Origin of the sequence: Levilactobacillus fuyuanensis, from assembly GCF_003946395.1 — a bacterium.
Taxonomy (GTDB): Bacteria; Bacillota; Bacilli; order Lactobacillales; family Lactobacillaceae; genus Levilactobacillus; species Levilactobacillus fuyuanensis.
In genome coordinates this window covers 43,425-55,500 of the sequence record NZ_RHNZ01000019.1, presented here as the reverse complement: position 1 = coordinate 55,500, position 12,076 = coordinate 43,425, and the positions used below count along the sequence as shown (strand labels likewise).

11 protein-coding genes, 1 rRNA gene and 1 riboswitch are annotated in these 12,076 nt (G+C 47.6%); of the genes, 6 read left to right on the top strand and 6 right to left on the bottom strand.

Going from position 1 to position 12,076, the window contains the following annotated elements; translation table 11 throughout:
- Nucleotides 1-48 precede the first annotated feature (48 nt).
- The 3 genes from rrf (at nucleotide 49) to EKM73_RS10290 (ending at nucleotide 3,480) form a co-directional block, all read left to right on the top strand.
- Nucleotides 49-165, top strand: a 5S ribosomal RNA gene (gene rrf, locus EKM73_RS10300).
- Nucleotides 166-530: 365 nt separating this feature from the next.
- The gene (locus EKM73_RS10295) at nucleotides 531-1,817 is read left to right on the top strand and encodes a dicarboxylate/amino acid:cation symporter (protein ID WP_125701812.1); all 1,287 of its coding nucleotides are present in this window, start codon (nucleotides 531-533) and stop codon (nucleotides 1,815-1,817) included.
- A gap of 719 nt (nucleotides 1,818-2,536) precedes the next feature.
- Nucleotides 2,537-2,707, bottom strand: a riboswitch (M-box (ykoK) riboswitch).
- A gap of 209 nt (nucleotides 2,708-2,916) precedes the next feature.
- The gene (locus EKM73_RS10290; protein WP_125701811.1) at nucleotides 2,917-3,480 is read left to right on the top strand and encodes a peroxiredoxin; all 564 of its coding nucleotides are present in this window, start codon (nucleotides 2,917-2,919) and stop codon (nucleotides 3,478-3,480) included.
- A 67-nt stretch (nucleotides 3,481-3,547) separates the two neighbouring features.
- On the opposite strand, the gene EKM73_RS10285 is transcribed toward EKM73_RS10290, so the two are convergent.
- The gene (locus EKM73_RS10285; protein ID WP_125701810.1) at nucleotides 3,548-4,552 is read right to left on the bottom strand and encodes an aldo/keto reductase; all 1,005 of its coding nucleotides are present in this window, start codon (nucleotides 4,550-4,552) and stop codon (nucleotides 3,548-3,550) included.
- A gap of 149 nt (nucleotides 4,553-4,701) precedes the next feature.
- A complete protein-coding gene (locus tag EKM73_RS10280) occupies nucleotides 4,702-5,049 on the bottom strand; it encodes a hypothetical protein (protein WP_020090377.1) in 348 nt (115 codons plus the stop codon).
- A 196-nt stretch (nucleotides 5,050-5,245) separates the two neighbouring features.
- On the opposite strand from EKM73_RS10280, the gene EKM73_RS10275 reads away from it, so the two are divergent.
- Nucleotides 5,246-5,887 (top strand): SDR family oxidoreductase, encoded by a 642-nt coding sequence (locus EKM73_RS10275; protein WP_125701809.1) that lies wholly within the window; start codon nucleotides 5,246-5,248, stop codon nucleotides 5,885-5,887.
- Nucleotides 5,888-5,980: 93 nt separating this feature from the next.
- Nucleotides 5,981-6,244, top strand: a complete 264-nt coding sequence (locus EKM73_RS10270; protein WP_125701808.1) for a hypothetical protein — start codon at nucleotides 5,981-5,983, stop codon at nucleotides 6,242-6,244.
- A 120-nt stretch (nucleotides 6,245-6,364) separates the two neighbouring features.
- Here the strand turns inward: EKM73_RS10270 and gndA are convergent, their stop codons facing one another.
- Nucleotides 6,365-7,804: an NADP-dependent phosphogluconate dehydrogenase gene (gene gndA / locus EKM73_RS10265; protein WP_125701807.1), complete on the bottom strand. Its 1,440-nt coding sequence runs from the start codon at nucleotides 7,802-7,804 to the stop codon at nucleotides 6,365-6,367.
- A 148-nt stretch (nucleotides 7,805-7,952) separates the two neighbouring features.
- Nucleotides 7,953-8,384: a MarR family winged helix-turn-helix transcriptional regulator gene (locus EKM73_RS10260; protein ID WP_125701806.1), complete on the bottom strand. Its 432-nt coding sequence runs from the start codon at nucleotides 8,382-8,384 to the stop codon at nucleotides 7,953-7,955.
- A gap of 81 nt (nucleotides 8,385-8,465) precedes the next feature.
- Between EKM73_RS10260 and EKM73_RS10255 the strand changes: the two genes are divergently transcribed.
- Entirely contained in the window at nucleotides 8,466-8,918 is a 453-nt protein-coding gene (locus EKM73_RS10255; protein WP_191988635.1) for a GNAT family N-acetyltransferase, read from the top strand.
- An 88-nt stretch (nucleotides 8,919-9,006) separates the two neighbouring features.
- Here the strand turns inward: EKM73_RS10255 and zwf are convergent, their stop codons facing one another.
- Nucleotides 9,007-10,494 carry a glucose-6-phosphate dehydrogenase gene (gene zwf, locus EKM73_RS10250; protein ID WP_125701805.1) on the bottom strand — a complete coding sequence of 496 codons (1,488 nt, stop codon included), beginning with the start codon at nucleotides 10,492-10,494 and terminating at the stop codon, nucleotides 9,007-9,009.
- A gap of 482 nt (nucleotides 10,495-10,976) precedes the next feature.
- A complete protein-coding gene (locus EKM73_RS10245; RefSeq protein ID WP_125701804.1) occupies nucleotides 10,977-11,819 on the bottom strand; it encodes an aldo/keto reductase in 843 nt (280 codons plus the stop codon).
- Nucleotides 11,820-12,076 lie beyond the last annotated feature (257 nt).

Below are 12,076 nucleotides of genomic sequence, written 5' to 3'. Positions count from 1 at the left end.
AAAATAATTGAATAATATCTAGTTTTGAGGGAAGAAGTTCTCTTATAGTGTGGTGGCGATAGCCTAAAGGATACACCCGTTCCCATGCCGAACACGGAAGTTAAGCTTTAGCACGCCGATAGTAGTTGGGGGATCGCCCCCTGCGAGGATAGGACGTTGCCACGCGAGCAAAAGAACCCTGTGAGGGTTCTTTTTTTATACAAAAAATTTAGAACGTTTCAAACTTAATTGCTTACAATTTGGTGCTTAAAACGTACATTCGTGTAAGCGTAGTGAGTCTTGATATAACAGAGATAAGCCCACTCGGTCGGCATTGCACCACGCACCAGTCTGTGAGGTCTACAAGCTCTAAACGAACGTTATCAGTTAAACTTAGGTATATGTTCGAATATCTTTGTGGCTCGTCTCTTGGTTACGTTCCCGGCTTGTGCTATCATAGTTAGTGTTGTGGACTAGCCACAAGAGATGAGAGAAGTATTATTTAGAATGGTATAAGTGAATTATCTTTAGAAAATAGGTGGAAAGTAATTATGAAAAAATACCGTAGTTATCGCCTGAGTTTAGGGTGGCAGATCTTAATTGGTCTGGTTTTGGGGATTATTCTAGGTGTCGTCTTTTACCAAAACAAGTTGGCAATCACGGCCATGCAGAACATTGGGAACATGTTCATCAGTCTGATTCAAATGATCGTGCTGCCAATTGTTGTCTCCTGTTTGACCGTTGGGATTGCCAACATGGGAGATATTAAGAAATTAGGCCGTATCGGTGGGAAGACCATCATTTACTTTGAAGTCATGACCACCATCGCTATTGCCTTAGGGCTTCTGGTGGGGAATATCTTCCATCCTGGGAGCTTTATCGACATTCATCAACTACATAGTTCAGACATCAGTCAATACGTCTCCTCGGCCAAATCAGCCAAGGATTCCGGCATCTGGGCGACCTTACTGGGAATTATTCCCACTAACTTCTTCAAGTCGTTAGGTGAGGGCGATATGATGCCTGTCATCTTCTTCTCCGTCTTCTTCGGATTAGGAACGGCTGCTATTGGTAAGCAGGGGAAAATCATTATCGACTTCTTAGATGCTGTATCACAGGTCATGTTCCGGGTCACCAATTGGGTTATGCATACGGCACCAATTGGGGTCTGTGCCTTGATTGGGGTCACCATTGCGCAAATGGGGATTTCAGCCCTAGCACCATTGGGATATTTCATCCTCTTGGCTTACGGGACCATGGCCGTCTTCATCGTGGTCTTCATGGGCCTCGTTGCGCGGATGTTTAAATTCCGACTGAAGGATCTCCTCTTCGTTATTAAGGATGAAGCGGTATTGGCCTTCTCAACCGCCAGTTCTGAAGCCACCTTACCACGTCTGATTGATAAGATGGATAAGTTCGGGGTCAGTCAGGGGATCGTTTCCTTCGTGATTCCAACTGGTTACACGTTTAACCTGGATGGTTCTGCCATCTACCAGTCACTGGCTGCACTGTTTCTGGCACAGGCCTACCACATTAACCTGAGCCTGGGGCAGCAGATCACCTTGCTGGTGGTTCTGATGATCACGAGTAAAGGGATGGCCGGGGTGCCTGGAGCGTCCTTCGTGGTCCTGCTGGCAACCGTCTCCACGATTGGGGTACCAATGAGTGGCTTGACGTTTATCGCTGGGATCGATCGCTTAGTCGACATGGGTCGGACGGCGGTCAACGTTGTGGGGAACTCCCTTGCAACGGTGGTCATTGGTCGTTCCGAGCACGAGTTTAGCGAGGAAAAGAGCCAGAATTATCTCGCGGAGCTTCGTACAGCTAAAACCAAATAAATATAATGCAAAACGTCCCGTAATTCTTCGCGAATTACAGGACGTTTTTATAATTGCAGAAACCAGATCAACGGTGTGCTGCTAACCTTGCGGGGTGATTCCCATCAGCCCATGGGTGTTGGCGCGACACGCGATAATCAGGATTAAGTTGTAGGATTTGTGTTAATTTCGTATCGACTATTAGAGATTAAAAACCAGCCTAGTTGAATCAGCGTCAGTTACAAGTGTCTTCCTCCCCACTGGGTTCCCCCAACGGTGAAGCGGCTATGTGAACTAGCACGTCAATGCATTATGGTTGTCATAGGGCCGAGAAAAACTGGGTAACTCTAGCTTGCGTTTTCCATTAAGTGGTTTGAATCCAACCGGCACACGAACGAATTCGGGAAGGTCAGCCGTGGTTCAGTCGGTTACAACGCCGACAGCGGCTGAGTTAAAGTGGCCAATCGATTCAGTCTAAAATCTACCAGTCGAACCTCCGCATCAAGCTACGGGGTCCGGGAAAGGGAAAGCTAGAGAACAGTTTTCCTCAAAGCGTCAACCAAGAGGTGTGAACTGACTGCAACTTTCCCACCGGCGAGTGATAACACGCTCCGGGATCATCTATGCGTTGTGTTGTCATGTTCAATCACCTCCTATAATCTAACCGACAGTAACGACTGTGAGTAAATTAAAAGCGCTTAGCCACGACTAGCTAAGCGCACAATAAAAAGCATTTGTGTACGAACGGCCAGTCGTTGAGTTTTAGCACTATACGGCGTAGTTACTTGTTTCATTAACAGCTACATTAGAACAGGCCTTAATTTGACCTGAACAGCTGACTCATTGGCGTTTCTCGACGTTTCTGAGCAGTAGCATTTTCCGTATAGGAGCCTCACCTAACAGCTTCTAATTTATTCTATAGTTCATTCTATCCTATCCAGAAAGAAAAAGCAATCAGAAACCCTCAGAAAAATCGAATAATAATTATAATAACAAACTATTAATAAATTTATAAAAGGACTCATATATTAGTCTAGTTTAGAATCATTCTTGATTTAACTTGGCTAAACGGTTATGCTTAGGGTGCGTTGAAGTTTATCAAATGAGGGGAGTAGTTATCATGAATTTTATTGGTTCCGAGTTACCCGATTTTACTGTAAATGCATTTCAGAATGGCGAGGTTAAGGCATTGTCACAAGACGACCTATTAGGCCACTGGTCAGTGCTATTCTTCTATCCGGCTGACTTCTCCTTTGTTTGTCCGACTGAACTAGGGGATCTAGCCACTCACTATTCAGAATTCAAACAAAGTAATGCTGAAATCTATAGCATTTCCGAGGATACCGAGTTTGTCCATCAGGCTTGGCACGAACAGAGTCAAGAAGTAGGGCAGGTGGCTTACCCCATGATTGCTGATCCCGCTGGTATTTTGGCCCGCCATTATGAAGTTTTAGATACCGATGCCGGTCAAGCCTACCGGGGCGTCTTCATCCTCGACCCAGCAGGTAAGGTCCGGTCATACACGATCAACGACATGGGTATCGGCCGTAATGCCACGGAAATTCTCCGGACGTTGACCGCAGCACAATTCGTTGCTGAACACGGCGACCGAGTTTGTCCAGCCAATTGGCATCCTGGCGAACAGACGCTGAAGCCAGGGACGAACCTGGTTGGTAAGATTTAACCTGATTTCAATTAAAAAGGCAAATTAAAAGCGTGGTCACCCCCTAGTTGAGGTGATCACGCTTCTTTTAGGCTTGCGGCATTTTTGCCAGTAAGGCAGTGATCTGATTGATTTCGTCAGCGCTGAAGTCAGTGTTGGCGAAGGCCTTCAGGTTGTCTTGCAGCTGACTAGGACGACTGGCGCCGACTAGGACACAGCTGACGACGGGCTGATGAAGAAGCCAGGCAATTGCCATTTGAGCCAGCGATTGGCCACGTTGCTGGGCCAGCTCGTTGAGGGCTTTGACCGTGCTCAGCGTGTGTTCCACGTTATCCTCATGCAGGAAGGGACTCGTGGATTTATGCGCCCGTGAGTCGGCGGGAATGCCGTTGAGGTAACGGTCGGTCAGGAGGCCTTGTGCCAGGGGACTAAAGGTGACCAGCCCGGTCTGTTCGTCAGTCAACGTCTGCAGCAGGCCGTTACTGTCGATATGCCGATCGAACAGACTGTAGCGACTTTGGTGGACAATGTATGGCGTGTGGAGGTCGTCAAAGATAGCTTTGATGGCCTTGGTCTGTTGTGGGTCGTAGTTTGAAATCCCGATATACAAGGCTTTACCCTGATGCACCAGTTGGTCTAAGGCTAAAGCAGTTTCTTCCAGCGGGGTGTTCGGGTCCGGCCGGTGAGAGTAGAAAATATCGACGTAATCCAACTGCATCCGTTTCAGACTCTGGTTGGCACTGGCGATGATATTCTTCCGAGAGCCCCATTCGCCGTAAGGCCCGGGCCACATCAAGTAACCGGCTTTGGATGTAATGACCATTTCGTCTCGGTAGGGCCGCATGTCGCGCGACATGATCCGGCCAAAGTTGGTCTCGGCACTCCCCGGTTCCGGCCCATAGTTGTTGGCCAGGTCGAAATAGGTAATGCCGGCGTCAAAGGCCGTGTGGACGATGGCCCGTTGATTATCAAAAGGATCGACACTACCGAAGTTATGCCAGAAGCCCAGGCCAATTGCCGAGAGTTTGAGGCCACTGTTGCCGCTACGCCGGTACTGCATGGCGTCATAGCGGTGTTCATCTGCTAAATACATGTAACTACCTCCAATATGTAAGGTGCTCCCTTTAAGTATACGGGTCTTATGATAAAAATGAAAACGAATTCATAAATAGCCACATAAAAACGCGCCGAGCACCAACGGCACCTGTCGCGTTTCGTGGGGAGCGTTGACTCCTGAAGTGATTATTTCCCTTGGGGAATTTTAGCGTATTCTTGTTGATACCAACCGTCCCAGGTATTTTCCTTGAGGGAGCCGTTTTCGTTAAATGGTAGGTTGATCGTTTGCAGAATTTCTACGAATAGATTCTTCTTGTATTCCAGCACGCCGGCAGCTAATTGGTCAGGGCCAAAGTTCCGGTTTGCGTAGATGTACATGTTGATATCGTTCATGGCGTAGTCAACCTTGAACTGTGATAAAATTTCGAGATCGTTGGTCCGGTAATGTTCAAGATAGAAGTGAACGAAGTCGGTTAACGCGGTTAATTGGGCATGTTCGTCCAGGTCGGTAATCGTTAAATCTTGGTTTTGCAAAGTGGAGACCTCCTCAAATTCTGTGTTGCCGTGAGTATCGGTCGTTTGTCGATCGGTGCCCCTTTTTTATTATGGCACACTTTGACCGTTCGTAAAGGAAACTGGTCCAAATTTTTTCAGTGTAAATGAAATAAAACGCTATCATGGGACTAGTGTATAATAATGACTAAGAAAAAGGTGAAGGGAGCTGTAGACCATGCGGGTATTCGTCGTGGGTGCCAACGGTCAAACGGGGCGGAATTTGGTCATGCAATTACAGGCGCGAGGGGATGAACCCATCGCCGGCTTGGGTCCCGATGAGGACGGTGAAGACTGGGAAGACCAGGACATTACGGTTCGGCGGGTCGACCTGTTGGCCAAGCCAGAGAAGATTGCGAGTGTCCTGATGGGGTGTGATGCCATCATGTTTGCTGCGGGATCTGGCGGTCGAACCAAGGATGATATGACCCTGCTGATTGACCTCGATGGAGCTGTGAAGACCATGCAGGCGGCTGAGATTGCTGGCGTTCAACGATTTTTGATGATCAGCATGCTCTTTGCTGAGGATCGCAATCGGTGGGCGGAGCCACTGAAGCCCCTCTACGCCGCGAAGTTCTACGCTGACAACTGGCTGGTCCATCAGACGAATCTGGCCTACACCATTATCCAACCCGGCGCGCTGTCGTTTCACCCCGGGACTGGGCGTGTTAAGAGTGATCCGCTAGCGGTCGGCAGTATTCCGCGAGCAGATCTCGCGGCCTTTATGGTGGCGGCTCTGCATGCGCCACAGGCAGTGGGGAAGACGATCCCATTGCTGCAGGGGTCCTCATCAATCGCTGAAGTGCTGGATAAGGTTTAAAACTAATACTAGTAATGATTTACTATATATGCTATAATTAAGCCATAGAAAAGAAGACTTGTCCGTTTGATTTTGCCAAAGGAGGCGACGACCATGACTGAAAAGTTACTGATTGCTCCATCCGAAGCTGAAGTTCTAGCTGACCACCTCAACGAATGGACCCACTGGCGGCAGACCGCCGATCGGACCACTGCCGATAGTGATTGGGACCGATTTATTGAAAAGAGTCGCCAAAAGGCAGAGTGGGAAGCGGGCCTAGCCGCTGAAATTGACCACTGGGAGAGCCTACATGCCCTGCAAATGGCATTGACTGATAACATTGCCGGGACCACTTATCGCGGCCACACGCGGCAATGAACGCTAATTGTATATAACACCAGGATCCTCGCTTAGGTGGGGATCTTTTTCTATGTTATGGGGATGGAAACGCAAAAAAAAGACGCCATAACGGCGTCTTTTTCAATCGGTTTTAATGATTTATTGTTCTTCGTACCATGAGTAATGGAAGTCACCAGGGCGGTCACGACGTTCGTACGTGTGAGCACCGAAGTAGTCCCGTTGTGCTTGCAGCAAGTTAGCTGGCAAGACTTCAGCACGATAGCTGTCGTAGTAAGTGATAGCAGCTGACAGGCTAGGTACAGGAATACCAGCTTGAACGGCCATAGCGACAACGTCACGCGTTGATTGTTGGTACTTAGCAGCAACTTCTTTGAAGTAATCATCAAAGAGTAAGTTGGTTAAGTCAGGTTCCTTGTCAAAGGCATCGGTAATCTTTTGCAGGAATTGGGCCCGGATAATGCAACCGGCACGCCAGATTTGTGCTAATTCACCGAACTTCAAGTCCCAGTTGTTCTTTTCAGAAGCAAACCGGAGTTGTTCGAAACCTTGAGCATAGCTCATTAACTTACCAAAGAAGAGGGCTTGGCGAACCTTTTCAACGAATTCAGTTTCGTCACCGGTGTCAACCTTGCCTTGCTTTTCAGCGGGTGCCAAGACTTTAGAAGCCTTAACACGTTCGTCTTTAAGCATTGAGATGTAACGTGCGTAAACAGCTTCAGTGATAACTGATTGAGGAACTTGAACGTCTAAGGCGTCTTCAGAACTCCACTTACCAGTACCCTTGTTGTTACCACGGTCCAAGATAGCATCCAAAATGGATAAGTTCTTGTCATCGCCTAAGTCATCCTTACGAGTCAGAATGTCAGCAGTGATTTCGACCAAGTAACTGTCAAGTTCACCCTTGTTCCATTCTTTGAAGATGTCAGCCATCTTGTCAATGGAGAGGCCAGCAACGTTACGCATGATGTTGTAGCTTTCATCGATCAGCTCTTCATCACCGTATTCGATACCGTTGTGGACCATCTTAACGTAGTGACCAGCACCGTTAGGACCGATGTAAGATACACATGGCTTGCCGTCTTGGTCAGCCTTAGCAGCAATCTTTTCTAAGATTGGGGCAACTAAGTCGTAAGCTTCCTTTTGGCCACCTGGCATTAAGGAAGGACCTTGTAAGGCACCCAGTTCACCACCGGAAACACCCATACCGATGAAGTTGATACCGGACTTGTCCAGTTCGGCGTTACGAGCCATCGTGTCGTGGAAGTTCGTGTTCCCACCATCGATGAGGACATCATGCTTGTCCAACAGAGGAAGCAATTCGTGAATAACGGCGTCAGTTGGCTTACCAGCCTTAACCATCAAAAGAATACGCCGTGGCGTTTCCAAAGACTTAACGAAGTCTTCCACCGTGTAACTTGGAACTAACTTCTTTTCGCTGTGGTCTTTCATAACTTGTTCCGTCTTGTTGGAGGACCGGTTGTAAATACCAACCGTGTATCCGCGACTTTCAATGTTCAGGGCTAAGTTCTTGCCCATGACAGCCATACCAACAACACCAATATTAGCTTTTTCTGCCATTAGAAACCTTCCTTTACTTTGTTAAGATTGATTTCGGTTTTACCAACTCCTAGTGTAGCATTGAACAATTTAAAAGGGAACTCATTTGACTGCTTTTTTTCAAAATAATTTTAATTTTTGTAAAAAAATTTCGTTAGGCCGTGCGCAACTAGTCTTGCGTCAGTTGATAGTCCTTAACATTGGCCGCAACTTTTCCTAATAATTCCTCTAAAATGAGCTGTTCACCGGCAGAGAGGCCGTGCATCCCGATAGCGAGAATATGCTGCTCGTAAGCTTCGAGCTCGGGATAGATAGCCCGGCCCTTGTCGGTGGCGACTAGCGGCCGTAGTTTCTTGTTAGCGGCGTCGGATTGGCGGGCCACGTATTGATGCTCGATCAGCTTGCGCACGGTTCTCAGGCACGTTGAGCGGTCCACATGGAGCTGTTCGGCCAACTCGGTCTGGGTGATCCCAGGATTCTCAAAAATCCGCATTAAATAGATGAATTGGTTGTTTTGCAGGTCGTCACGCTGGAAAAGTTGGTTCCCAATAATTGAGGTCGACCGGGCAATCAGCCCGATACTCCGAAAAGAATTTGCCATATTTTTCTCCTTTTTGTTGCATTTGAAATTAAAATGCGCAATACTGATAGACATATTATAACACGAAGAAAGAATGATTTGATGATTAAATGGCATATTGGAACGCTTGACGACTTATCAAGCAAAGAACTATATAAAGTTGCATATGAACGTATTCGGACATTTGTTATCGCCCAGGATCGACTTTACCAGGAAATTGACGAGATCGATCCCGTTGCCCGCCACGTACTGGGTTTTCAAGGCGATCGGCTGGTGGCATATGCCCGAATCTTTCGGGAAGATGGTCACGTCACGTTTGGTCGCGTGCTGACGATTCCGGAAGTCAGGGGACAAGGCGTCGGCCGGCAACTCATGGAGCAGATTGAAGCGGAGATTCAGCGGCACTATGCGGGTGAGGCCATCAGTATCGAAGCGCAGATCGACAAGCGCGGCTTTTATGAAAAGTTTGGCTACCAGGCATTAGGGACCGTTTTTGATTTTAATGGCTCGCCACACATTCGGATGGACAAAGCAGCATTGCGAATGGCGGAGTAGATGCTGACTGGTTACGGGCGGTAATTCTAACGATAAATAAAAAATGACGATCACCCAATAGCGGGCGGTCGCCATTTTCATTTTAAAATTAGTTGTTTAAACGGTAGACCCATTCACGGTGGTCGCGTTGAATTAATTCTTCAGCAGCGGCTGGTCCCATGGAATGTGGCGTGTAGTTAGGGAATTGTGGTTCTTGTAAGTCCCAAACACGACGGATTTGATCCACGAACTTCCAAGCGTAAGAAACTTCTGGCCAGCTGGAGAAGTTGGTCCCGTCACCCTTCAAGACGTCATGTAACAGACGTTCGTAAGGTTCTGGCGTGTCCTTGGACTTCTGAGCATCGACCAGGTAGTCCAACTTGATTGGTTCCGTTGAGAAACCAGTGTCGTTGGTCTTGGCGTTTAATTGCAGAGAGAATCCAGCGTGTGGTTCAACGAAGATCGTCAAGACGTTGGCAGCCAGTGGGGTGTTTTGACTTTGTGGAAAGGCAAAGATGTCCACTAATGGCCGCTTGAAGACAACGTCAACTCGCGTGAACTTGTCGGCTAACATCTTCCCAGTCCGAATGTAGAATGGGGTGCCAGACCAACGGTAGTTGTCGAATAACAACTTCCCAGCAACGAATGTTTCAGTCGTTGAATCGTGAGGGACATTGTCTTCGTGACGGTAGTCAGCTTGTTCGTTGATCGAGCCATATTGGCCACGAACAAAGTTGGTTGCGGCATCGGCAACGTTGTAAACGCGCAGGCTCCGTAAGGCCTTAACTTTTTCGGCCCGAATGTCGGTGTCGGTGAAGGCAACAGGTTGTTCCATAGCTAACAGGGAAACAATTTGCATGATATGGTTTTGGACCATATCCCGCAAAGCCCCACTGTTATCGTAGTAGGAAGCCCGTTCTTCAACCCCAAGCTTTTCGGATAACGTAACTTGGATGTTGTCGATGTAACGGTTGTTCCACAGAGATTCAACCAAGGTGTTCCCGAAACGCAGGGCTTCGATGTTTTGAATCATTTCCTTACCTAAGTAGTGGTCGATCCGGAAGATTTGATCTTCATCGAAAGACTTGCTTAAGGCGTCGTTTAATAATCTAGCGGAATCGTAATCCCGACCGAATGGCTTTTCGATAACCAGACGGTTGAAGACGTCGTTACCTTCAGATAACAAGCCTTGTGTCTTCAAGTCTTGGGCAATCGTGCCGAAGAATTGAGGGGCCATTGATAGGTAGAAGATCCGGTGGCCTTCTGCCTTGTATTTCTTATCTAACTTGTCCATCAGGTCCTTCAGAACGGCGTAGTGCGCCGTGTCGGTAACGTCATGGTCTTGGTAGTAGAAATGGGAAACAAAGTCGCTTGCTTCCTTAGAGTCAGTCCGGTTACCACTGTCTGCTAAAGATTTCTTGATAGCAGCGCGGAACTTGTCGTCGTCCATCTTTGCACGGGAAGTCCCGATAACGGCGAAATGGGACCGCAAGTTACCTTTACGATAGAGATTGAACAGGCTTGGGTAGAGTTTCCGGTAAGCTAAGTCACCAGTACCACCGAAGAATAAGAATACAGCTTTACGTTCAGTTGCCACGAGATCGTCACTCCTTAAATTTAAAATCGTTATATGAGCAGTGTCTACGAATCAAAAAGCATTGAAAATTGCCATCGGTTATCCACGGATGGGGGCAACCATCCGGGAATCCGCGAGTTGCCTAGTAAAAAAGTATGTCTAGACCACTTCGGAAGTTATTATACGCCTCTTTCTGATGAAACGCGACCTTTTTAAACCAAGAATTTAAAATTTAGACAACCGGTTGCAATGCTATGAAAACACCGATTACACGATTTCTACGTTTTCATGAAAGCAAAATAGTATCGTCTGAAAGTTGATGGAAACACCGTGCTCACTGAGAAACTATGAAATCGCTATCACTCGTAGTCTAACAAAAAAACTCGTCGAAGTAACGTCAGACGAGTTGGTTTGCTGAAACTATTTTCATGAAAAATAATTAAGGGACACAGTGACCAAGGGACAGAACCGCTGGCCAGTATGTTTGGTGAGTGACCAATGATCTATTTGGCTAAGTCCTTCAAGGCATCAAAGTCTGCTTGGCTAAGATCGATGTCCTGGGCATGAATGTTTTGCAATTCATGATCACTGGACTTGGTACCGGGGATGGGAAGAATCACGTCAGAACGCTTGAGTAGCCAAGCCAAGGCAATCTGTGCTGGTGAGGCACTGTATTTCTTGGCGATGGCCGTCAGTGTGGGGTTCGTGATCAGCTGACCGGTCGCAAGCGGGTACCACGGAATAAAGGCAATATGCTGGGATTCCGCGTAATCTAAGACGTCTTCATCTTGACGATTGCTGAGATTATACATGTTTTGAACGGCGGCAATTGGCGTAATCTTCTGGGCGGCCTTCAGTTGGTCGACGGAAACCTGGCTGAGCCCAATATGCTTGATCTTACCTTCGTCCTGCATATCCTTGAGGACACCGATCTGATCTTCAAAGGGAACGGTCGGGTCCACCCGATGAAGCTGTAGCAAGTCAAGATGGTCGAGACCGAGGGTAAATAGGTTCAGTTCGACCTGTTGACGGAGGTAGGCTGGTACGCCGGTTGGGGTCCACTGGTTAGGACCTTGCCGCGTTTGGCCAACCTTAGTGGCGACCATCACGTGACTATTTGGCCGGTTCTGCAGGGCCGTGCGCAGATAGAGGTTGGCGAAGAAGGGACCGTAAGCATCGGCGGTATCAATGAAGTTGACGCCATTGTCGATGGCAGTCTCGATGACCTTGGGCGCGTTCTCTGGATCTGCGGCCGGGCCCCAGACACCCTTGCCAGGGAGTTGCATGGTACCATAGCCTAACCGATTGATTGTTAACTCGTTATCAAATTTGAATGTTTTTTCCATAGATAGCTGACCACCTTAGTTTTTTTGTCTGATGATTAAGATAGGCTTTTGCGGGGGGAGATACAAACATTTTGATTTTGAATGAGCTGATAGGGGGGGGCGGATAGGCGGATTTACATATTTGCTGTATCAAATATACAGATTTATTAAGTGCCTAAAAAAATAAATAAAAGTCCGATTACCTTGTGGGGCCTAACTTACGTCGTGGTTGAAAAATTAAATGTGTAAGCGCTTCATTGACGGCGTTTTTATCGGAT